Consider the following 23,553-nt stretch of genomic DNA (forward strand, 5'->3'; position numbering starts at 1 on the left):
CTTAATCTAATTTGTTTACTCGAAGTATTAATGTAAAGTCATTTATTTTATGACCCTCATGTTCGATAGTGAAAAACTCTGGTTCTAAGGAGATAACACCCTCGTCTAAAAGCTCAAGTATCTGAGACTCAAGTCTTTCTTGTTGCTTTAATTGCTCAATGTGCGGAATAGTTTTGTAGTCATTAGTATCTCCGTAATCACTGGCAGCATCAGCAATGGTTGATAGCGAAACATTTGCGCTGTCAACACCATAATACTCTGCAATTACATCGGCTAACTGTTGTATGTAATCAAGTTTATTTTTTTCTATAACATCAATAATGTAAGACGCTTTTACGCCATTTAATACCGCACCAGTTTCACTTTCAGTAATATAATTGTAAAGATGTTGCACGTCTGTGTGCCCAAGCATCCAACGCAAAGTATCCAAACCATCAAAGCTTTTTGACCAAAAAAATACCATAGTAAAGAAACGACGAAGCTGGTGTTGTCTAATGTAATAACGACGTTGTTCACCATTCTCAAATGTCACTAATGGGGTTTCAAAATAATCACACACTGCATCCACATGCATATAGAATGAGCGCTTATTAATCTTATCTATAACAAGTTCTCTTGGGCTGAGATTATTAAATAAAGATAACTTAGACTTATTTAAGCCAGCTCTTGAGATAACTTGATTAAATTGCTCTAACTTCCATATTATTTGAGCGAATGAGCGAGGGATTGGGCGTTTAATCTTTGCGTTCATTCCATGCTTTCCTCCGTTACCTGATTTTTTTAAATAGGAGATTAGTTCGTAGTCAGTCTTTTCCCCTATTGCACTCGATGGATCAATATTAGGGTACAAATTCCCATTACTTTTTAGGGTCAACAACTCATCAATGCGCTTTGCCATTATTGCACCTGTGAGTATCTGAATTGAGCCTATTAGTACATCATAGAGAGCAAAAAAACTTTCGTTATTACGTCTTTTTTTAAACACTCCGTCTTCGCTGTATGGTATGGATAACCTTTTAACTCCAATTTTTATTAGCTTGTTATCAATTAACTTTATAGCATCCGTGATTACCCATGCACCACGCTCAGTAGAAGGAGTATTATGAATATAATTTGGACCTTTTCCATAAAAGTAATTCTTATTAGAGTTTTTTCCGGAGCTTTTGATTATTCTTTCAGTGAGTAAGGAAAATACTGAATTTAGAATTGAATCTTGGTATTTATGACAGAATTCAAAACAACTCTCGATTAAATTAAAGACCAATTGAGGCGGTAATGTTATATATCGCCCTTTTCTTTTTAGTTTTATATGTTCACTTATTCTTGAAAATGTTATTGCATTCAATACTTGTGGTGGAAATTGGCTTACATCATATCTCCCTTGTACAGTATTCAAGAGTTTGAGTGCACCAAGAGTACTCCTCATCGAGTTTTCCCCCATCAACTCTGACTCCTCTACACAAGGAATGGCTTTGAACTCTTTTACTCCATCTATATCTACAAGTTTTAATTCATCAAAATTTGAAACACCTTTATTGGATACTGGAATAATTTGACTATCATATATAAAAGAATGAAGGATACTCGCATTGCCTTGCAGGTGAATTTGCATTATTTGGCCTAGTTTTTCTAAGTGAACTTCTCTTTGGTAATAGCTATTCTTGTTTAGCCAACAACATGCTTTTACTCTATCAATAACTGAAAAATCTAGAACTTTCTCCTCAGGAAGTAATGAACGAGTGATATATGGATACTTTTTCGCAAATGACTCAGCTTCATCGGCACTAATACAGGATATTTTTTCTAACAAAAACTTACGAACTTTATTTGTATAATCATATAGACCATTTAAGGTGCCATTTTCGCCGTACTTAACCATTAAAGCCATAAGAAAATCAGCAGATAATCCAGACAAATGTTGTTCTGTAAGTTGTATAGCTTCACCATGAATTAGAATGCTATTAATAATCGCAATGATTAATAGAATGCTTATATTTACCGATACACCTTTTTTGAATTTTCCAGCATTTTCTCGAGGATTATCAGTGGCAGTAATCCAGTATTTAAATGCATTTAGCAGCCGACTGTGACGTGGATCTGTCAGCTTTAAATTATCATTTAAAGTCACTGCGTCCCAATCTATTGTTCTTTTATAAATAATACCATTATCTTTTATTTCTATATACCACTTAGATGCGGAAAAATCATTCAGCAACCAATATGGCTTTAGCTCATTATAGTCATAAATCCCAGTGACATTATTCACTGCAACTTTTAAAGCTCTAAAATCACTATTTTCTACAGAAAATTTATATAACCCCCTTAACTCATCACTTGTAAATGCCGAGAGTGTTTTAGATTTATTTACGATACTTTCAATTAATTTTATCGACATAATATACTCTCTTTAAATAGAACTAAATCTAGCGGATTATTGAGCGCTAACTCATAAAGAGGAATAGCCTCTTTTGGTGGTCTTCTATATTTCTCAGAATCTTGACTCAATAGGAAATGTTTCAGAATAAAATCGGCTGATTGGTACCATTTTTTAATTACTGGTTTAAATACATCTTCTTGGGTGGCATTATCAATTATGTGTTGAATAGCCAAAAGAACTTGAAATAAAGGTGTACTCAGCGTAAACACTAACTCATCCAGATTATTGATGTATTCTTTATTATTACAAGTATTAGAACTAGCCCGTTCGAGATAAATAGGCAATTCTCCTAAGTTATGATTTTTTAGAAAAACCTCTAGCGATACCTCATTAAAATCCAAAGCATCAAACAAATATGGTGAATCCTTTAACGATTTAAAAATAATAGCGTTTTGAAATTGGCGAACCCATCGCTTATTAAAGTAATTCATCAGAGATTGTGGTAAATAGATTTCTATAAGTTCCGAACGCACTTCTTTATGCCCTAAGACCTCTGCAACCGCATTAATAGATTGTGTTTCAAGGTAAGTTTGTAAAGCTCTTGCCTTTCGAATACTACGAAGAGTAACAATCGGTGATAGTTTTTTTGCTTCAGATTTAATTAAAATTAGTTGCCTATCCTCGTTATATGAATCTACATAAAATATTTGCCTAGACCTGTTTGATTCTGTTAATAGTTTTCCTATGTTTTTTGAACGACTTGCGACTTGTAGATTTGCAGTTAACATGACAAAGCGCCAATCACTACCACCATTTATCTGCAATGACTCTCTTGCAAATCTAGTATGCTCAATAAGTACATCAACGATAGACTTAGAATAGTCAGTTAAAACTACTTCTTGCTGTGCATTTACTGCACCTTTTCGGTTTTTAAAGCTAACAGCTATCCAATGATTCCCAGCCTGTTTCAATCCTACTTGGTTTCCATTTCTATCGAACAACTCCCATTCTTGAAGCCAACTGGGTGTTATTTTTGGATGTTCAATGATTAAGAGTAAGGCTAAAAATAATAAGGATTGAGATGTAGGTAGACACAATTCTTCTAGTAAAGTATCTCCTTGAGCGTCGAAGCCCAAATAAGTCGTAGTTCTAGCACCCACACCAAAACCATAATGATAAAAAGTAGCAACGGTGTTGTCTAAATAATCGATACCCATTGGTATAACATTTTTGATTGTAACATTACTTGGATGAGGCTTTATTTTTCCTGTTTCGCGGAACTTTATGTTTCGTTGCAAGCGATAATTTATATCCTCAAATCTCTTATTACATACTATGCGGATGTGTTCGAGATCTCGATCAAGGCGTTGATGAATCAAACTTAGCGCCTCGTCATCTTTAATTTCTAACGGAATATCAACAAGCCATCGTTCGTTTTCTTTTTCACTCAAATCACCACCAATGAAAATACTGTGCTCACTTGTTTTTGGCTCTTTAAACTCAGGCGCTAAAAAGGGTTTCAATGGCTCATCAATATAACCTGTATCAATAAAGCAATCAGAAAAAATCCTTATCGCACTCTTCCACCTCTTTATAAATATTTTAGGATCATTATTTTTCATCAGTGATTTGAAAAACATTGAGTTTAAAACATTCTCCATGAAATCTGCTGAGTTTTCAGCTTTAAATGAATATTCTAAAATATCTTTTGTTTTACAATGTTCTGTAAACTCGTTAAGCAGGCTAACTAGCGTATATAACTTTGTCCGAATTGTTGCTGACTTATGCTTTTTTGCATAATTACAGATTAACATATGAATTTTAGTAGCAAATTCCTCACCATATGTATCATAAAAAGTAGCAAGATGTATCATGTATGAATTACCTAATTTGTCCTCACATGACCAACCAGAATAATATTTAATTAGAGAGGCGTTGATATTCAGGGATTTATATAAAATTATTTTATCTTTTACATCCTCCGACAGTCTAGTATCGGAAATGTTTATAATATTCAAAATCATATTATTATCGTGAGAAAATTTACTGAATATTTTTTTAAAGTTGTAACAATATTTGTAATGAGTCATGGCTGAGCATTCAAACTCAGTGTAAATAAATCCAATTAATAGAGATAAATGAGCATTTATTTTCACTTCACTATTTTTAATATCGAGTGCATTATATTGAGAATCTAATGTGTAAATACAAATATCAATAAAACTTGAATATACATTTATAAATTGGCCGATTTCGCTTTTCTTAACTGTCAAGGAAACGATTTTGTTCAATTCATCTCGATAATCACTAGACAAAACATTCTTAAGCTTCGGGAAAAAAGTAAGCTGCTTGGGTAGCATAGTGACACCTAAAAAAATTGATAACAGAATAAAGACTAGTTCACAATTGACAGTTGTCAACTTTCATAGAAGAAAAAACTAAGTCTAGCTTACTGTTTTAATTTAATTTATTGTAGTTTGATAAATATTAAGATTCTGGGAAAAGTCAACAGTCTCGCAGCCAAGATTTTAATCGTCAAACAGCATTAGAACAGTTTATTGAACTGGTAAAAGGGGTAGGCATTGTGCAAAAAGCACGTATCCCTACTAGAGCAACAAAAGGCAGCCAAAAGCGACGCATTGAAACCAAAAAACAACGTGGTGCCACTAAAGCGATGCGCCAAAATAAATCTGATTATTAGTACAAAAGTGACCCTGTGATAGCTTAACGATTAAGGTATTACTCTAGTTGAATATTTTTTGGTTTACCTAATAACCGACTTCGGTAAGAATGTTTGTTGAACACCTTTGTGCTACAGCTTAAATCGACTTACTTTGCGTTTTTTACAGGAATCATCATGAGCCAAATACCAAAAATTTTATTGATCAACGGCCCGAATCTAAATCTACTCGGCCGTCGCGAACCTGGACATTATGGTCACCAAACGCTCACAACTATTGTTGAGGAGTTAAGCAAAAGTGCAACCAAAGCAGAGGTTCAACTTGAACATGTTCAGTCTAATGCTGAGTATCAATTGATTGATGCAATTCATGCTACCGACGCTCAATTTATTATTATCAATCCAGCAGCCTTTACGCACACCAGTGTTGCTTTGCGTGATGCCATACTTGGGGTAGCAATTCCGTTTATAGAAGTGCATTTATCTAACGTACATGCCCGCGAACCTTTTAGGCACCATTCGTACTTTTCGGATAAAGCCCTAGGAGTGATTTGTGGCTTAGGCGCACAAGGTTATGACTTTGCTCTGCAAGCGGCAATTAAACACTTAAATGATCAACACCAACGTTAATAAGGATATTGCTTGAGTAAGTTAAAAGCGGACGTGAGCATTATTTACAGTGGCATATTCAGCCAATGGGACAATCAAAGCGATGACTTGCCCCGTTTGTTGCAGGCAACGATACATGTACCCGCGGTTATCGATACTGAGTTTGGCTTTATTACCCGCATCAAAAAGGCTAAAAACCAAGTACTCACTTATTGTATTTACCACCCTGACATTACCGATGACGACGGTAATGTTAGCCCACCGTTTGATGGTGAGATATTTATCAAAGAAAATGATTGGCGCTTTTATCTGGGTGATTGCATCTGGGCACCAATCAATAATAAGGTCGGTAACTGGCGGATGACACTGACCTTAAATGGCAAATTAATTGCCGACAAAACCTTTAAGGTGCATCTACCAGATTAATGGCGACGCCTAATCGTCTGTACTGCAACTTCACTAAGTTAAAATGTTTGCTATAATCCGCGCCAATAGCCACACCATTTAATGAGCCCTCATGTCCATTCAAGCTGTTTTAGCCGATGCTTTAGCCAAGCGTGCCACTTTTTTTGAGCAAGCTACCAAAGATAATACTGATTGTTATCGGGTTTTTCACGGTACCGTTGAAGGTGAAAATGGCCTTAACATTGACCGTTACGGCGATGCATGGCTGATTCAAACATTTCACCAAACCTTAACGGCGCAACAACTTGAAGACATATCAAGCCTACTGACTGCGCACGCGGACTATCATATCGTTTATAACGATCGCTCTGGCAGCCATTCTCGAGTGGCTAATCACGCCGAAAATGAAGCCCAAGACTACTCGCAATCAGAACAAGTCATCCATGAAAATGGCATCGCGTTCACCTCAAAATTACGTCATGAAGGTCAAGACCCGCTGTTGTTTTTAGATATGCGTATTGGTCGCGAATTTGTTCGCAACAATAGCCAAGGTAAAACAGTGTTAAACCTGTTTTCATATACCTGTGGGGTTGGTATTGCAGCGGCAATGGGCGGCGCGCGTCGAGTAATGAATGTTGATTTTTCATCATTTGCATTGGCCGCTGGTCAAAAAAATGCCGAGTTAAATAATGTCACTGATGTGTGTGAATTTGTCCAAAGTGATGCCTTTCCGGCATTGCGCCAATTAGCAGGTTTACCTATCGGCGGACGTCGTAATCAAAAACTGCCAAAATACCCTAAACTGCGCGCAACCCAATTTGATTTAGTGTTTTTAGATCCGCCACGGTTTGCTAAAAGTGCTTTTGGTATTGTCGATCTGGTTAATGATTACCAAGGCTTATTTAAACCAGCACTATTGGCGACTAAAATCGGTGGCACCATAGTATGCTGTAATAATGTTGCCAAAGTAGATCGCCAAACATGGTACGACAGCCTAGTGCGTTGTGTTGAAAAACAAGGCCGTACAGTTACTAATAGCCAGTGGTTAAACTGTCACCCAGACTTCCCTGCATTTGATGACAATCATCCATTAAAAATTGTTGCATTAACCATTAATTAATTCTCGTTATCTGATTTATAGATAACATTCAGCCACCGTAACGGTGGCTGAATGTTATTTATCATGTGGCTTGAATGAGAATATTACGGTACTGCTGTCACTTTAGGGTTACCCGCTACGCTGCTAGCACTGTAACCACGAGCATCTAATTGAACAAATGTCTTATCTAAAATCGTATCGACGTATTGCCAATCACTGCGCACTTCATTTTCAGTAAATGTCAGTAATAAGTAGCCGCGATCCTTTAAATTGGCGTATTTAAGATCGGCGATCAAACCCACGATCGCAGCCTCTGTAGCTGGCATTTCTGTATCGGATAAGCCTAAGTAATACTCAAGCCCAGGTGATGACACCGAACTGGTGGCAAATTCTACACCCACGATATCGCCGCCACTGTCGGTTAAATCATTAGCCCATGCATTGTGAGTGTCGCCAGCAATAACAACTAAGTTGTGATTTAACGATTTAGCGGTCGCATAAATAACTTCACGCTCGTAGGCATAACCGTCCCAAGCATCTAAGTTGTATGGAATTGAAGGTAGCTGCAGTAGTGCAATCACCTCAGGGGTTAATCTAGCTTGGTTAGCTTGCAAATACGTTAACTCTTGGGCGGTTAACGTCGGATCGCTCGCTTGTGCCCGACCCGCTAATTGCGCAAGCCCGGCTAACTCAGCAAACTGCGGAATACTCATTTGTTGAGTAGCAATGGCCGCTGGCATTAACATTTTGCCCATTAACACCTGTTGACCTAATACTTGCCACTTGGCTGTAGACTGCAATAAGGTTTGTTGTAACCACAATAGTTGGGTCTGGCCTAGCAGGGTGCGGTTAGTATCGGTGACATCAGTTAAAAATGTAGCGCTGTTAAATGCCCCTGTGGTATCAATATATTGGCTATATTCTAACTGCTTATCGCGAGCCAATACCCGAGTATCGAGCATGTGCAAATCAACCAAATTACCGAAATTAAAGCTTCTGTAGATTTCCTCATGATTACCTTCACTCCATGGTCGAATGGGTAACCATTCAAAGTAAGCTTGCAAGGCAGCTTGTTTGCGTTGATCAAAATCTCCTTCGCCGTCGTTATGATTCTCAGCACCGTCTTTCCAGGTATCATTAGCCACCTCATGGTCGTCCCACACCGTAATAAACGGTACTTTGGCATGTAGCTTTTGTAAGCTCGCATCACTACGATATTGGCTGTAACGGGTGCGGTAGTCGTCTAATAAAAATAATTCACCGGCTGGCAACACTTCACGCCCAAGTTCTGCAGCATGTTCACTGGCGTATTCACCACGGGCATATTCATATAAGTAATCACCTAAATGCACTACAGCGTCTAAATCATTTTGCTGCGCAGCCATTTCATACACATTAAAGTAACCCGCTGGAAAATTTGCACATGACATTACCGCTAACTTAACAGACGCCACGCTACCTTCGGGTAATGTGCGTGTTTGCCCCACTTCCGATACCGTATTACCCGCTTTAAAACGATAAAAATACTGCTGACCCGCTTCCAGCCCAACAGCGTCGACTTTAACGGTATAGTCACGCTCTTTAGTTGTCGTCATTTGGCCGTTAGTAACGAGTTGCGTAAAGTCACTGTCGGTAGCGACTTCCCATGAGACGGTAATCTTAGTGGCAATATCGGGCGTCACACGGGTCCATAAAATCACCGCATCGGTTGCAGGATCACCGCTGGCAACGCCTTGAAGAAACTGCCCTGACACTGCATCATCATCACTACTGCAACCCATTAATCCATACGACACCACTACCGCGCCTACACCCTTGGCTGACATTGCCAGAAAATCACGACGATTCACAAACCGTTTCATAGGCTATCCTTATTTTTATCGTTAGCTATTTTTGTATAGCAATGTTTTAACACTGCCTAAGAGGTCTAATGAGCGGCTATTGTGAAAGCAAAGGATGACAGATAGGTGACAAAAGTATGACAAGCTAATCATATTAATATCAAGGTGCACATACGGAGCGCGGTAATTGAATGATACGAAGTAAATACAACAGAAATTAAATTGCACACAATGTAGTTGCAAAAGCTAAAAGCTAGAGTTATAGTAAACACAATTAGATTGCGCACAACCTAATATCGTTATTCATCTGATAAGATCATCAGTTGGTCACATTAATAAAATATCGATATGAGCCAAAGCAATCGACAAATTTTGTACAACAATATCTTTAACATACTTTATGAGGTCTATTATGAAAGCGTTATACACAACTTCAGCTACAGCACTAGCAGGCCGTAATGGTCAAGTTTCTACCGACGACAAAAAAGTTGATTTGCAGTTAAGTTACCCAAAAGAAATGGGTGGCAGTGGTGAATTTACTAACCCAGAACAGTTATTTGCTGCAGGTTATGCCGCGTGTTTTTCTAACGCAATTCTGCACGTAGCTGGCCAAACTAAAGTGGCCATCAAATCCGCTCCTACTACCGCTACTGTTGGTATCGGCGCAAATGATAATGGTGGTTTTGCATTAACAGTGGCACTGGCTGTTGAACTAGAACTCGACCAAGCAGAAGCTGAACAGTTAGTTAAAACAGCTCACCAAGTTTGCCCATACTCAAACGCTGTACGTGGCAATATTGATGTGAAATTGACTGTAAATGGTCAAGCCATTTAATGCTATCGCGCTGACACTTCGTTGCTAATACTGAGGTGTTAATATTTGAGTGCTAATAGATAATAAAAAACCAAGATGTGAGTCTTGGTTTTTTTATACTTCTTGTTGTTATCAGCAAAGTCACGGTTTAGCAAACCGTTGACGCTGTTGTGCTATTGCTTCACGCTCATTAAAATATCTAACGCGCGTAAACGATGTTCGTTATCATACAAGTCATTGGTAAACATAATTTCATCAACACCGAGCTGCTCTACAAACACCTCTAAGCGATGTTTAATCGTTGCGGGACCGCCACAAATCGACAAGCTTAGAAAGCTATCAACATAACTTTTCTCTTGCTGAGTCCATAAACCATCCATGCTGTAGACTGGCGGTTTAAGCCACATTTCTTGACCACGAATTAACGCTAAAATGCGTTGTTTCGAGGTCGTGCTAAGCAGCTCTGCTTCTTCATCGGTAGGCGCGGCAACTAAAGGTAAGCCGACCATCACATACGGTTTATCCAATACTGCTGAAGGGGTAAATTCACGACGATAAAGTGCGACAGCTTCAAACAGAAAACGTGGTGCAAAATGACCTGCAAACACATAAGGCAAGCCACGTTCTGCGGCTAATTGTGCACTGAATAAACTCGAACCTAATAACCAAATAGGTACATTAGTGTCTTCACCAGGGATTGCTCGTACCGCTTTATAGTTGCTGTTTTGACGTTGTTCCCGTGGGCCAAGTAACGACTGTAACTCGCCCACTTCATCAGGAAAGTGTTCTGCCCGTTGGTTATCACGATTAAGCGCTAAACTCGTCACAGGATCGCTACCTGGTGCACGGCCCAAACCTAAATCAATTCGCCCAGGATATAAACTCGCCAATGTACCGAACTGCTCTGCCACCACCAAGGGTGGATGGTTTGGTAGCATAATCCCACCAGCACCAACACGAATACGCTCTGTGCCACCGGCAATAAAACCCATTAAAATAGAGGTAGCAGAACAAATAATGCCCGGCATATTATGGTGTTCAGCTAACCAAAAACGGTTAACCCCAAGGCGCTCGGCGTATTGAGCATAACGCAAACTGTCTTGTAAGGTGTTAGACACAGTGGAATCTGCACGCATTGGTGCAAGTTCAAGTAATGAAAAAGGAATATCAGCCAATATTGACATCATGGCTCCTTATTTAAGCTAAGAATTGAGGGTACTAAAAGGCTTGTAGCATCTCGGGAGTAAACTCATCAACATCAATGGTAAACCCTGCGGCATCAATGCACTGTTGTAACTTAGCTAGCTCATTGTTGACGTTTGACATGGTTAAGGTGTTGTTATCTAAATTATAAACTAACGCTAAGCTTTGATAATAAAAGCTCAGTATGACTAATGCATCGCGGTTATTGTCTTTGGCGGCTTGTTGGACTGATTTGAGCTTACGATAAATTTTGTTCTGTAATTGCTTGAGTTGCCACACATAATAGACTTCATAAAACGTTGGTTTTTGACGTAAGTTGCGTATAAAAAAGATACACGTCATTATCGCTAACATGAAGCCGGTAAAGTTTAAATGGAAATTACCAGTCGACTCAACACCTGCAAGCGATTTAACCCCAAAAAAATGGATCATTAGTTGGCCAAACACCAAAGACAAAATAGCCAGTGCTGCTACTAAGCCTATTTGTACTTGATTGTTAACCGAACGGTATTGGACTTTATCTATGTTAACTAACTTCATCACACTACTCACGTCACTTATTTGTGTATAGCTTAACGTGTCAGGGCTATTTATAGAATGAAATATTAACGCTTATTAAGTGTGATTTAATCTAATGGCCGCAAAAATATGAGCGATGCTAGGGCCTGTTGATCTTTGCTGGTTGAATTTTGTTCGAGTTAAAAACGTTTTAATCGAGGCGAATGGATTGATGCCTAGTCATCTAAGCAAAATGTATTCAACAAAGAGTAAAACGTTTTTAGCCGAACCCTTCGGGCAGCGTTTGTTGGCCATTTTTACTGTGTTATCGACTTTTTATGTAGAATAACTACACCTCAAAGTCTCTGCCGCGCAGTTGTAAATGTGAGTAATGGCCAACAATTCGCTGCAAAAATAACCTTGAAAGATCAACAGGCCCTAGCCTAGGCGAACAAGATAACCCCAGGCTAACAAACACCAAAATAAATACTAAAAGCTGTGCACTAGCGGATCAATACACATTAACCGTTAGATATCGAATATCCTTTTGAATGACCGGACCAATAGCCAGACGATGAATACTAATCCTAAGGCTATCGCTTTTGTAGCATCAAGCTTTAAAACTGCAAATTAGTTACGACCGGCCATTACGCCACCATCAACATCCCATACTGCGCCAGTAACCCAAGATGCTTGCTCTGATAACAAAAAGACTATGCTATTGGCAATATCGGTCGGGTTACCCACTCTGCCGATAGGATGAAATGCATTAAAGCTTTCAAGTACAACAGCCATATCTTGAGGTTCAATAAAGGCTTCGTAAATAGGTGTGCTCACCACCGCTGGCGATACTGCATTAACCCGAATGTTATTATCTGCCAGCTCCATTGCCATGTGTTGCGTTAACGCATGTAAACCCGCTTTAGCCATAGAGTAGGCACTTGAGGGCGTGGCTTTAATGGCTTGTTTAGCCCACATAGAACCAATATTGACTATGCTGCCACCACCATGTTTAATCATGTTTCTAGCAACCGCTTGCGAAATAACAAAAATCGCTTTATTCAGTTCCATATAAATATCGTAATCACTCACTTGATGCTCTAAAAACGGCTTAGGATTAAAGTAACCCGCGGCATTGACTAAATGAGCGATCTTATTATCAGTTGAGTCGATCATCTTGAGCAAACGCGCTAAGTCTTGGCTGTCGTATAAGTTCGCTTGAAACCCACTGACACTTCCCAATAATGACAGTTGTGCCACTGCGGCATTGAGCTTATCGGCTTTGTTACCAACAATAATGGTCTCAATACCTTGAGAGACCAATTGCTTGGCTGTTTCAAAACCAATACCGCTGCTGCCACCAATAATTAGCGCTGTTGCTGAAGTTAAATTCGTCATGTATGCACACCTAATGTAAGAGTAAGTGTGCTAAGCTTATGGATAAACTATCCGATTGAATAGTAAGTACAAATCGGTGACATAGGTACTTTTAGGTACATATTGATGAATACAAAAGAAAAATTATTTGCACGTAAATCAGCGCCAGAAAAAAGCGCCCGTATGGTCGAAACTATTTACGGCTGCAAATGGTCATTAACTGTGTATCAATTATTGGCCAATAACATTAATCGTCCCGGTGAAATGGTTAAATCGGTGGAAGGCCTCAGCACTAAAGTCTTGAATCAATGCCTAAAGAAAAACATCGAATTCGGTATTTTAAATAAGATCAACTACCCTGAAATCCCTCCTAGAGTAGAATACCAAGTGACCGAGTTTGGGCAGAAGTTTATGCGGATTTTAGATGATATAGAAAAGCTGCAACATGAAATTGATGCTTAGCCCCAAGACTAAGCATTAATAAACTCAGCATTAATAAACTAAATCACGTTAACCAATATCAAGATGGTGATGGTTCTAGAGGGTTGTCACTCAGCGTATTTAGCCACACAAACTCAGGTAAAGCGTTTAAGTCTAAGCAATCTCCACGCTTGGCAATGGCACTATTTTTAGGTTTATAAGCCGGATGTTGATTTAATGCTTCAATTAACACCTGTTGTGCTTTCGATTCACCATGCACCAGAATCACTGGTGGTGATTGATTAAAATGTTGATACCAACACAGTAACTCAGTTTGATCAGCATGAGCCGATAATCCTCCAACCGTATGAAGCCGAGCAGCCACCTTGACACTCTGACCATGAATAGTCAGCGCATCCGCACCATCAACAAGTAGCCTTCCTGGTGTGCCTAAAGCCTGAAAACCACAAATAATAATATCGGCTTCTTTGCGCCACAGATTGTGCACAAAATGATTGCGGATCCTGCCGCCATTACACATACCACTGCCGGCGATAATAATAAGTCCTTTATGGATCTCGTTCAGCTCTATCGACTCTTCGGTACTGTTAATAAATTCAGCACAAGATAACAACGGGTGGTGGCCGGGTGACAAACGGGTAAAACGCTTAAAATCATCATCCATTAACGGATAATTATTAACATAGACTTCGGTCGCTTTTATTGCCATTGGGCTGTCTAAGCAAATACGCCAACCGGATAAGTCCCACTCTTTGGCATATAAATGAAATAAATATAATAACTCTTGGGCACGCCCTACCGAAAATGCGGGGATTAAAATATTGCCACGACTTTGATGAATGGTATCTTTGAAGATCGATTTAAGCTCCACTAAGGTCTCTTGCCAACTTCGATGAGTTCTATCGCCATAAGTGCTTTCCATTAACACTAAATCGGCTTGTTCAATAAAGGTTGGATCATCCAATATAGGCATGCCTGCTCGGCCTAAATCACCACTAAACACCAGTTTTTTCTGTGTCGATTTATCACCTAACCACAACTCAACCACCGCCGAACCTAAAATATGTCCCGCATCAGACAAACAAATCTCTATCGCATCGGCAATATGTACACGTTGGCCGTAATCAACCTCAACAAATTGCACTATAACGTGCTCAACATCTTCTTCGGTAAATAGCGGTTCAAGCGGTTCTAAATCATGTTTTGCGCGTTTTTTATTTTGCCTGTCGGTGTCTCTTTCTTGCAACATAGCCGCATCACGCAACATAATATTGCATAACTGTGCGGTGGCTTTTTGGGTATAAATAGGCCCAGTGAAGCCTTGCTTTATTAGATAAGGCAGTCGACCAGAATGATCAATATGTGCATGGCTTAGTACCACAGCATGGATTTGTGTCGCGTCGAATGGAAGAGGATCGTGATTACGTAACGCATCTGCTTTACTGCCCTGAATTAATCCACAATCAAGTAATACTTGCTGCCCATTAACGGTGAGTATATGACAAGACCCTGTCACCTCCTCTGTGGCGCCGTGAAATTGCAAAGTCATGTCCATGATGTCGCTCCCGATAAAATCGATAACAGTGCTGAGTTAAGCGTATGACATTTACAGAATAAAATAGCGATCCATATCAAATAAACGTATAAAAAACGAACATTAGTTTCATTCCATAAAAAATCACCTAAACTGCATAAGCCATCACCAATCAACATTTACTTACAATTATTAACCTTAAGCCAACCTGCGATTAACACCAGGTTTAGCTAAGTCATTGAACAATGCATTTTATGATGTATATCGCCTTTTTTGAGCATATTTCACTTTGTTAGTCGATAGAGGGTTTGTTACTCTCCGTCGTCTCAATGGAAAGATATATTAACGGATTAAGCTGTGCTTACTCAAACAACAAGACAAGAGATTAAAATGAATAAAACATTAGTTGCAGCATTGATTTCAACCATTCTGGTAATACCTACTGCCTCGGCAATCGAAATCTATAAAGATGATGTTAATGCCGTTAAAATTGGCGGATTCATCGATGCACGTGTCATTAATACTCAAGGCGAAACAGAAGTTGTTAACGGTGCTTCTCGAATTAATTTTGGTTTTAGTCGTCAACTACAAAATGATTGGAAAGCTTACGCTTTGCTTGAATGGGGTGTTAATCCGGTAGGTAGCACAGACATAGTGTATAACAACCGTTTTGAATCAATCCAAGAAGAGTTTTTCTATAACCGTCTTGGCTATGCAGGTTTATCACATGACAAATACGGTAGCATCACAATTGGCAAGCAATGGGGTGCTTGGTATGACGTGGTCTACAGCACAAACTATGGTTTTGTATGGGACGGTAACACTGCGGGTGTTTACACTTATAACAAAGATGATGGCGCAGTAAACGGTGTGGGTCGTGGCGACAAAACCGTGCAATATCGTAACAGTTTTGGCGACATAAGCTTTGCCGTGCAAGCCCAGCTTAAAAATAGCGCCTTCTATACCTGTGACGCAGAAAGTATTACCCAAGATGACTGTGAAGCATTATGGACTACCGGTTCAGCAGAAGCTCAACAAGTTGAATATAACTACACCTATGGCGGCGCGGTAACCTATCAAGCAACAGACAAATTAGTGCTAACTGCCGGTCTTAACCGTGGTGAGTTTGATGTGACCTTTGGTAACGGTGGAACATCCACTGCTGTCGATCTTATTTACGGCATGGGTATCACCTGGGGTAACTTTGATCAAAACGGTTTTTATGCCGCTGCTAACATCAACAAAAACGAAAATCATGACACCGATAATATCGGCCGTTTAATTAACGATGCTGTGGGTATTGAGTCATTGTTTTCATACAAGTTCGATAACAATATTCGTACTTTTGTGTCGTACAACGTTTTGGATGCAGGCACTAACTACGTTATCCAGCCTAACTACAATACCGATCCAGATGACGTATTCAAACGTCAGTTTTTTGTAGTGGGTTTACATTATGTATTTGACCCAGATACCGTTTTGTATGTTGAAGCTCGTCGTGATTACAGTGACTTCACCAGCAATGACAAAGCACAACAAGCCAGAATGGAAGTGTCTGAAGATGATGGCGTAGCTATTGGTGTTCGTTTCACGCTGTAGTCTGCATATTTGGGCTTAACTGACCGATCAAAAAAGGTTCGACATCGCTGTCGAACCTTTTTTATTACGTTGCTTTAAGCCAGTTCTTCATAGCTAATGTTTAATAGCTTAATGCCTAAGTGAAATGCAGCGCACTTAATTAAGCGACATGCTTCTCGTCAATTATAGTTACTTTTTCAACAATAATCGGCTCGCGCGGCACGTCTTCATGGCCTGCTTTGGTGGTCGTTTTAACACGCTCCATCTGTTGAATCACATCCATACCCGCAGTCACTTTAGCAAATACAGCATAACCCCAACCGGCATTAGTCATCGCAGCGTGGTCTAGAAAATCATTATCAGCAACATTAATAAAAAACTGTCCCGTAGCAGAATGTGGCGCATCGGTTCGCGCCATGGCCAATGTACCTAACACATTGTTCAAACCTTTATTGGCTTCATTGGCAATCGGATCACGGGTGGGTTTCTCTTTCATTTTGTCGGTCAAGCCACCCCCCTGCACCATAAAACCTTTAATAACCCGATGAAATATAGTGCCTTCATAAAAACCATCTTGGCAATATTTTAAAAAGTTTTTTGACGAAACAGGTGCACGTTCCATTTCAAGCTCTACGGTAAAATCGCCAAGGTTGGTGCTGAAGATAATCATATACGGCCATGTTCCAAAAATGAGAATAGCCGTCATTATATTATATAGAACCGAAAGCGGCTATTACACATATCGTTAAATGAAATCCAATCGATTAAAACGGTTAACTTATTGCCCTAGCTGATTAAATAAATCCATCGCGGTGCGCCTCATCGCGCTTACTCCTGCACGTATCGTTAACGGATAACCTGACGTAAACTAACTAGAATGCAAAGACGGTAAGGTATCGCCCGACTTGGCACTGGCTTGATACTGCTCCAGCTCTACTCAACCAAGCCAAAATATTGAAAAATACCTTAATGTCACTTACTGATTATTAGCTGCGGCGATAGCATGTTGTTTATAGCGCATTATATTTTGAAAAGTATCCACCCAATACTCTTGTGGATGTGCAGCAAGAAACTGTAATAATTGTTCATGGGCCTCGCTGGAGACACTCAAATAATCTCCGCCAATACCATGAAACACAATGCTCACTAACTGACCTTGTTCCGCACCAGCTTTAACATAGTTAATGAGGGTCTCACCACTTACCTCTGAGGGCATATAAACCACCTCACTATCGTCATTAACACCCTGCCCTTTTACAGCCATAAATAACGGACTCACCTCGGTTAAATAATCTTTCCCACCGGCCATAGTATCGCCACACGGAACAGTAAAAGTACGCGTTGATTTACCGTCAATCGCAAATAAAAAGGCATTAGCAATTTCCAGTTCATGACGTAACGCTTGCGGCGAACGAGTATCTAAATCTACAAAGTCGGCTACCCAGTCTCGGTTTGGCAGCGACTTACTGCAGCCATGAGATAAAGAGTGATTACCTAGTTCATGCCCTAAGGCAGCCACATGTCGCCAGTCATTTAATCGACTAGCAACTGTTGATGCCGACATAACCAAATAGAACGATGCATTAAATTTGTAGCGCCCTAGCGCAGGAATAGCATGGTCAAGCTGGCTGGCTAATGCATCATCGTATGACAAGCTCACCGCCGCTTTGGCATTATGTGGCCACACAAACTCTACAGGCTCATTGGCGTATAAACTTGCTGATATTAATAACATTATTAGCAAAATAACATATCGTTTTACATTCAACATAAGGCTAACCTTTTGATCTTGAAGTAATATAGCGTGCTTAAGAGTACTATTTAACAAGGTCTTACACGCTATGCTGACCACTGTTGTTTTTAAGCAATTTAGCAATTTAATCATCACGGTGCTGGCGACAAAATTAGACTAACAACAATAATTGATGGTACATGATGACAGCTAAGAATGGCGGCATTTATTGTTAACGCCAACCTTATTACCAGTAATGATGGTCGCTACAGGAGATAAAAATGAAAATCATCACAGAAAGCCCAAGGCTAATGATTAGAGAGTTCACCCTTGAAGATGCCCCTGCGGTGTTGCACTTTAATACCCCAGAGCTAGTGAATCGATATACCGGCGATGCGGGCGTGTGCACCACGTTAACTGATGCCGAAGACATCATCCGCACTATTTGGCTGGTGGAATATCAACAGTATGGTTTTGGCCGTTGGGCGGTAGTCGTTAAAGACACCAACACCGTGATTGGTTTTTGCGGTTTTAAAAATGAAACTCGTATTAATGCCGTCGATATTGGCTATCGCTTACACCCGGATTACTGGGGTATGGGTTTAGCAACAGAAGCCAATCAGGCATGTATTGATTATGCTAAAGCACACATGGATTTAGACGTTGTTTATGCTTATGCGGCGGATGCTAATACTGGTTCGATTAATGTCGCCACTAAGCTTGGGATGGTTTATCACTCGCAGTATCAAGAAGGCGAACTTACCTTCAATCGGTATGAGATTTTGCTCAAGGCTGGCGGATCAATAGATAACGTTTAGCCGAGAAACTCTGCGACTATCAAGCCATTAAAATCGTATATTTTCCCTAATAAAAAATCCCTTAACCACTTAGCCGTAAATAACTTAGTCGATAAGGGATTCTCAGTATTAATTTCGCTGCTAAGCTACATTTTTAGCTGCACATTCGAAGTCATTTTAGTAGAGCACGCCAATACAAAACCGGCAGCAATTTCTTCCGCGGTTAATGCCATCTTGCTAGACGACACTGTGGTGCCTGAAACAACCTGACATTTACATGCACCACATACGCCCGTTCGGCAAGCCGCAATCATCGGTAACTTTGCAGACTCTATGCCGTCAAGTAAGCTTTGATCGCCGCTTAATTCAACCTGCTTGTCACCAATACTCAACATAAACCGTTCTGTTGATGGATTACTGTCTAGCGCCGCTTTTAAGCCTAGAGCGCTACTTGCGCCAAAGCTTTCTTGATTAAACTGACTCATATCAAATTCGGCAGCTTCAAGCATTAATTTTACCGCCGCCATGTAGGGCTCAGGTCCGCACACAAATACTGTACGTTGTTGATAATCTGGTACTAACTTGACTAAGGTTTCTAAGCTTAAACGACCACCTTCGCAACCTGTAGAGGTATGTTTAGCGGTTAAATCTTGCTTATTACTGTCGGACTCAAGTACATAATTAAGATTAAAACTCGGGCTTCGAGATGCCATTGATGCCATCGAATCGGCAAACATAATGTCATTAACCGTTTTGGCACTGTGTACAAAGGCAATATCACTGTCGGTAGTGGTATCGCAAAGCCAGCGCGACATAGAATGCATAGGTGTGACACCACAACCAGCACTTAACAATAAGTATTTATCGGCTTCAATGTCGATCAAGTTAAATATTCCATCAGGGCCAGTAACCGTTACTTCATCGCCAACATTGAGCGACTCAGTTAAGTAATTAGACACCAAACCACCAGCGATTTTTTTAACCGTAACCACTAACGAAAATGGTCGTGAAGGCGATGATGAAATAGTGTAACTGCGATAAACTTTGTCGCCATTAATGTCGAGTTTAAAGGTAATAAACTGTCCCGGTTTAAAATTAAACTTAACCGGTTCAAGCCCTTGAAATCGAAAACTCACCACATCATGGGTTTCATTCCATTTTTCAACACAGCAAAGCTGCACCTCACCTCGCTGCCAGTTTTCGGCAGCCCAAAGTGCCTTCGAGCCTGTCAATACAGGCGGTTGCACCGTAGGCGTGGTCTTGAAAACAGGGGCCTCGATAACAGGAGTTACCTTTTTTGCCGCTTGGGCAGAAAGCGCTTGTGAAAATGAAAAACCAATTGAGGGAGCACTACTCATTTTGACACCTTTAACGCAGTAAAAAACACCGAGCGCGATATGAACATCTCATATCGCCTGTAATCGTTATCGTGCAAATACGGGTAACATAAATGCACGATTTTTAGGGCTAATTACGCCACTTTCATCATGGCTTTTAAGTCTGACGCAACATCAGTAGTGCCACGCAAACCAAACTGCTGCTCTAAAATAGTCATTAGATTGTCAGATAAAAACGCTGGCGCTGTAGGCCCTGTACGGATGTTTTTCACGCCAAGCGATAACAGAGTTAACAACACCACAATCGCTTTTTGCTCAAACCACGACAACACTAGGCTCAACGGTAAATCGTTAAGGTCACATTCAAAAATATCTTTTAATGCTAATGCTAACTGAATAGCAGAATAGGCATCGTTACATTGGCCCACATCTAATAAGCGTGGTATGCCATTGATGTCACCAAAGTCTAATTTATTGAATTTGTACTTACCGCAACCTAAGGTCAAAATAATTGAATCGTCAGGCACTGATTTAGCTAAATCGGTAAAGTAATTACGCTCTAACTTGTCGCCATCACAACCACCAATTAAGAAGAAGTGCTTAATAGAACCATTCTTAACATTTTCAACTACGGTTGGTGCCGCTGCCATTAAGGCATTACGAGCAAAACCGATAGTGATCATGTGTGGAATTTCATCATAAGCAAAGCCTTCAAGCTCAAGGGCTTTGTTAATCACTTCGCTGAAATCATCACCTTCAACGTGAGTCACACCAGGCCAACCTACGATACTGCGGGTATAAATACGGTCAGAGTACTCACCCACTGTAGGGTCGATAATACAGTTTGAGGTCATCACTACTGCACCTGGGAAAGTGGCAAATTCTTTTTGCTGATTTTGCCAAGCGCCGCCGTAGTTACCGACTAAATGCGCGTATTTTTTAAATGCTGGGTAAGCAAGTGCTGGTAACATTTCGCCGTGAGTAAAGACATTAATGCCCTTGCCTACAGTTTGCTCAAGAATAAGCTCTAGATCTTTCATGTCGTGACCAGACACTAAAATCGCTTTACCTTTAACAGATTTGGTATTCACTTGTGTTGGCTCAGGATGGCCAAATGAGGTGGTTTCGCCTAAATCTAACATCGCCATAATGCGATAGTTTAATTGGCCAATTTCCATTGCAGTCGCAAATAACTTGTCTGCATCAACAGAGTCTTCGCCTAAAAATGCCATAATTTTATGGAACTCAGCAGCCACATCGACATCAGTTTGATCTAATACGCGAGCATGCTCCATATAAGCCGCTGCGCCTTTTAAGCCATATAGGCATAATAAACGTAAGCCTAAAATGTCTTCATTTACGTCTCCGCCATTAAGCAATGCAATCGGCGCTTGAGCTAATATTTCAGGTTTTGAAGTCGCCAGTAATAATTCACCTTGGCCACTTACCATTTCTGGCTCAACGCCTTTGCCTTTACAAGCTGCAATGTAAGCCGCTTTTAATTGATCGCGATACGTTTGTGCCTGGTAGGCATAATCAATTAAGCGTTCATCGTCGAAGTTTACGTTAGTTAACGTGGCAAAAAAGGCTTTAGGCACAAAAGTGTCAATGTCGTTGTCTACAATGCCAAACTCACGCGCTTTAACAGCATAAGCCGACACGCCTTGTAGCATATAGATTAATAAATCTTGAATATCAGACGTCGACGCTAGCTTGCCGCACATACCTTGCGAGTAACTACAGCCATTGCCTTCTGGTGTTCTAATGGTTTGCTCACATTGCACACAAAACATAACTCTACTCCTCAAATATTATTCATGTATAAATTTTACATGTTAAGGATGAGTTTACTCTTTACTTTGTAAATCAAAACCCGTTTTTATTACTAATGTTAGCTTTTATGAGCCGTATCACCTTTAGCAATCGCTAATATAAGTCGTTTTTTATCTAGCAATAACGAAGCTCAACGTAAAGGTAATCAAGCCTAATGGTCTATTATTAATATCAGAATAAGTCGATATGATCGTTACAGCCTGCCGTTAAAAACTTTCCATTTATCCAATAAAAACACGTAGAATTAATCTATTAAAGACTTTCAATCAGGATGAATAGATGAAAACCAAGCTTAACGTTATAGCATCAGCCTTATTTTTATTACTTGCCCCAGCGGCAATGGCTGCCAATGTTGCTGTGATCACCTTAGACAATGGTGCTAATGTTCGCTTAAAAGACGACTTCACCTGGGAATACATCATTACCGAAACCGTTAACCAACCTGTAGTTGTCACTCAAGCCACTGTTGCAACTGCTGTAGCGGCTACAACGGTATTACCTATTGCCACCTCAGAAGCCGCAATAGGCATGCCTGTTGATAGCGCCAACACCGAGGTAACACCTGCACTAATTCATTCCGTGGCCCCTGCAATCGTCACCACACGTTTAACGGCAGCGGCATTAGCACAGCCAGAGTTATTAAGCAGCACAGCTAAAGACGGCATTAAAATCACTCTTGCTAACACAAAGTGGCAAGGCAATAAGCTTGGCTTAGTGTTTGATTTTGACAGTACCAGTAACGAACATGTCACGGTTGTTGAAGTTGAAGTGAGTTTTTACAATGACAACGGTGCATTGCTCAAAACAGAAAAGCTTGAAGCCTGGGAAGCTATATTCCGTATGCCAGAAACTTACCTGCGTAAAGGTCAGCATCGCCAAAGTGATACAATTTGGATAGAAGGTGTTAATAAGCAGCAATGGCAAAAGCAGTTAATCAGCTTAAAAATTATTGAAATTGAATCTCGTTAGCCCAAAGAAACCGTTTTTCAAAAATGACATAAAAAAGCCCAAGTGAAATTAATATCTCATTTGGGCTTTTTTGCACGACGCAGTTATTGAGGCGACGTGTTAACACCAATTAATTTAACAACTCATGCTCTTTCGGCAGCTGCTTACTAATCCATAATATCAATTTATGTTTGCGATTTGGACCATCATCTTTATCTTCGGCTAAAGGCTGGATTAAGTTGTCTTGTACCAATAATCGATAAATACATTCCACTTTGTCTTTTGGCGAAATACCTTTACCAAAATCATCAAAACCACGCTTTTGTGCGTATCCCATGCCAATCTCCATCGCGAGCTTGAGCAGTTTGGTATCGTGTTTACCCGCTTTCATCTATCATCCTCATGGTACTCTCTATTGCTATTAAGCTACGCGAATACAGACAAATTAGC

Annotated in this window: 20 protein-coding genes and 1 pseudogene; 9 read left to right on the forward strand and 12 right to left on the reverse strand. The window is 40.1% G+C overall.

Translation table 11 applies throughout. The features are described 5' to 3' along the window. Position 1: 1 nt before the first annotated feature. Together EGC82_RS19895 and EGC82_RS19900 are read right to left on the reverse strand one after the other, a co-directional pair. The gene (locus EGC82_RS19895; RefSeq protein WP_124732288.1) at positions 2-2,395 is read right to left on the reverse strand and encodes an integrase; all 2,394 of its coding nucleotides are present in this window, start codon (positions 2,393-2,395) and stop codon (positions 2-4) included. Beyond that, the gene (locus EGC82_RS19900; RefSeq protein ID WP_124732289.1) at positions 2,386-4,737 is read right to left on the reverse strand and encodes a hypothetical protein; all 2,352 of its coding nucleotides are present in this window, start codon (positions 4,735-4,737) and stop codon (positions 2,386-2,388) included. The genes EGC82_RS19895 and EGC82_RS19900 overlap by 10 nt, the downstream gene beginning before the upstream one ends. Before the next feature lie 140 nt (positions 4,738-4,877). Here EGC82_RS19900 and EGC82_RS19905 point away from each other — a divergent pair. The 4 genes and pseudogenes from EGC82_RS19905 to EGC82_RS19920 form a co-directional block, all read left to right on the forward strand. Next, positions 4,878-5,078 (forward strand): annotated as a pseudogene (locus EGC82_RS19905) (alternative ribosome rescue aminoacyl-tRNA hydrolase ArfB); the annotation flags it as partial. Between the two features lie 156 nt (positions 5,079-5,234). Beyond that, positions 5,235-5,687 carry a type II 3-dehydroquinate dehydratase gene (gene aroQ / locus EGC82_RS19910; protein ID WP_124732290.1) on the forward strand — a complete coding sequence of 151 codons (453 nt, stop codon included), beginning with the start codon at positions 5,235-5,237 and terminating at the stop codon, positions 5,685-5,687. Positions 5,688-5,699: 12 nt separating this feature from the next. Then, positions 5,700-6,092: a DUF3859 domain-containing protein gene (locus tag EGC82_RS19915; RefSeq protein WP_124732291.1), complete on the forward strand. Its 393-nt coding sequence runs from the start codon at positions 5,700-5,702 to the stop codon at positions 6,090-6,092. Positions 6,093-6,183: 91 nt separating this feature from the next. Next, complete coding sequence (locus tag EGC82_RS19920; protein ID WP_124732292.1) at positions 6,184-7,191, forward strand: class I SAM-dependent rRNA methyltransferase; 1,008 nt, start codon at positions 6,184-6,186, stop codon at positions 7,189-7,191. An 83-nt stretch (positions 7,192-7,274) separates the two neighbouring features. Here the strand turns inward: EGC82_RS19920 and EGC82_RS19925 are convergent, their stop codons facing one another. Continuing rightward, a complete protein-coding gene (locus tag EGC82_RS19925) occupies positions 7,275-9,032 on the reverse strand; it encodes an alkaline phosphatase D family protein (RefSeq protein WP_124732293.1) in 1,758 nt (585 codons plus the stop codon). Positions 9,033-9,423: 391 nt separating this feature from the next. Here EGC82_RS19925 and ohr point away from each other — a divergent pair, with 391 nt between their 5' ends. After that, positions 9,424-9,846 (forward strand): organic hydroperoxide reductase Ohr, encoded by a 423-nt coding sequence (gene ohr / locus EGC82_RS19930; protein WP_124732294.1) that lies wholly within the window; start codon positions 9,424-9,426, stop codon positions 9,844-9,846. Positions 9,847-9,998: 152 nt separating this feature from the next. Here ohr and EGC82_RS19935 read toward each other — a convergent pair whose 3' ends face one another. From EGC82_RS19935 to EGC82_RS19945, 3 genes are all read right to left on the reverse strand, one after another. Further along, entirely contained in the window at positions 9,999-11,009 is a 1,011-nt protein-coding gene (locus tag EGC82_RS19935) for an LLM class flavin-dependent oxidoreductase (protein WP_124732295.1), read from the reverse strand. Between the two features lie 34 nt (positions 11,010-11,043). Next, on the reverse strand, positions 11,044-11,568 hold the full coding sequence (locus EGC82_RS19940) for a DUF3087 domain-containing protein (protein WP_124732296.1): 525 nt from the start codon (positions 11,566-11,568) through the stop codon (positions 11,044-11,046). A 588-nt stretch (positions 11,569-12,156) separates the two neighbouring features. Next, the gene (locus EGC82_RS19945; RefSeq protein ID WP_124732297.1) at positions 12,157-12,924 is read right to left on the reverse strand and encodes an SDR family NAD(P)-dependent oxidoreductase; all 768 of its coding nucleotides are present in this window, start codon (positions 12,922-12,924) and stop codon (positions 12,157-12,159) included. A 105-nt stretch (positions 12,925-13,029) separates the two neighbouring features. Between EGC82_RS19945 and EGC82_RS19950 the strand changes: the two genes are divergently transcribed. Further along, the gene (locus tag EGC82_RS19950; RefSeq protein WP_124732298.1) at positions 13,030-13,365 is read left to right on the forward strand and encodes a winged helix-turn-helix transcriptional regulator; all 336 of its coding nucleotides are present in this window, start codon (positions 13,030-13,032) and stop codon (positions 13,363-13,365) included. A 58-nt stretch (positions 13,366-13,423) separates the two neighbouring features. Here EGC82_RS19950 and EGC82_RS19955 read toward each other — a convergent pair whose 3' ends face one another. Next, entirely contained in the window at positions 13,424-14,899 is a 1,476-nt protein-coding gene (locus EGC82_RS19955) for an MBL fold metallo-hydrolase RNA specificity domain-containing protein (RefSeq protein ID WP_124732299.1), read from the reverse strand. A gap of 369 nt (positions 14,900-15,268) precedes the next feature. On the opposite strand from EGC82_RS19955, the gene EGC82_RS19960 reads away from it, so the two are divergent. After that, positions 15,269-16,477 carry a porin gene (locus EGC82_RS19960; protein ID WP_124732300.1) on the forward strand — a complete coding sequence of 403 codons (1,209 nt, stop codon included), beginning with the start codon at positions 15,269-15,271 and terminating at the stop codon, positions 16,475-16,477. Positions 16,478-16,616: 139 nt separating this feature from the next. On the opposite strand, the gene EGC82_RS19965 is transcribed toward EGC82_RS19960, so the two are convergent. Further along, positions 16,617-17,126, reverse strand: coding sequence for a peptidylprolyl isomerase (locus tag EGC82_RS19965; RefSeq protein WP_124732301.1), 510 nt, complete (start codon positions 17,124-17,126; stop codon positions 16,617-16,619). Between the two features lie 306 nt (positions 17,127-17,432). Beyond that, the gene (locus EGC82_RS19975; protein WP_124732302.1) at positions 17,433-18,227 is read right to left on the reverse strand and encodes a polysaccharide deacetylase family protein; all 795 of its coding nucleotides are present in this window, start codon (positions 18,225-18,227) and stop codon (positions 17,433-17,435) included. Between the two features lie 242 nt (positions 18,228-18,469). Here EGC82_RS19975 and EGC82_RS19980 point away from each other — a divergent pair, with 242 nt between their 5' ends. Then, on the forward strand, positions 18,470-19,006 hold the full coding sequence (locus EGC82_RS19980) for a GNAT family N-acetyltransferase (protein ID WP_124732303.1): 537 nt from the start codon (positions 18,470-18,472) through the stop codon (positions 19,004-19,006). A gap of 125 nt (positions 19,007-19,131) precedes the next feature. Here the strand turns inward: EGC82_RS19980 and EGC82_RS19985 are convergent, their stop codons facing one another. Both EGC82_RS19985 and hcp read right to left on the reverse strand, forming a co-directional pair. Continuing rightward, positions 19,132-20,343, reverse strand: coding sequence for an FAD-binding oxidoreductase (locus tag EGC82_RS19985; protein ID WP_124732304.1), 1,212 nt, complete (start codon positions 20,341-20,343; stop codon positions 19,132-19,134). A gap of 113 nt (positions 20,344-20,456) precedes the next feature. After that, positions 20,457-22,115, reverse strand: a complete 1,659-nt coding sequence (hcp, locus tag EGC82_RS19990; protein WP_124732305.1) for a hydroxylamine reductase — start codon at positions 22,113-22,115, stop codon at positions 20,457-20,459. A gap of 319 nt (positions 22,116-22,434) precedes the next feature. Between hcp and EGC82_RS19995 the strand changes: the two genes are divergently transcribed. Further along, on the forward strand, positions 22,435-23,124 hold the full coding sequence (locus tag EGC82_RS19995) for a DUF3157 family protein (RefSeq protein ID WP_124732306.1): 690 nt from the start codon (positions 22,435-22,437) through the stop codon (positions 23,122-23,124). A 109-nt stretch (positions 23,125-23,233) separates the two neighbouring features. Here the strand turns inward: EGC82_RS19995 and EGC82_RS20000 are convergent, their stop codons facing one another. Then, on the reverse strand, positions 23,234-23,494 hold the full coding sequence (locus EGC82_RS20000; RefSeq protein ID WP_124732307.1) for a DUF5062 family protein: 261 nt from the start codon (positions 23,492-23,494) through the stop codon (positions 23,234-23,236). Positions 23,495-23,553 lie beyond the last annotated feature (59 nt).

The organism is Shewanella livingstonensis (genome assembly GCF_003855395.1).
Classification (GTDB): domain Bacteria; phylum Pseudomonadota; class Gammaproteobacteria; order Enterobacterales; family Shewanellaceae; genus Shewanella; species Shewanella livingstonensis.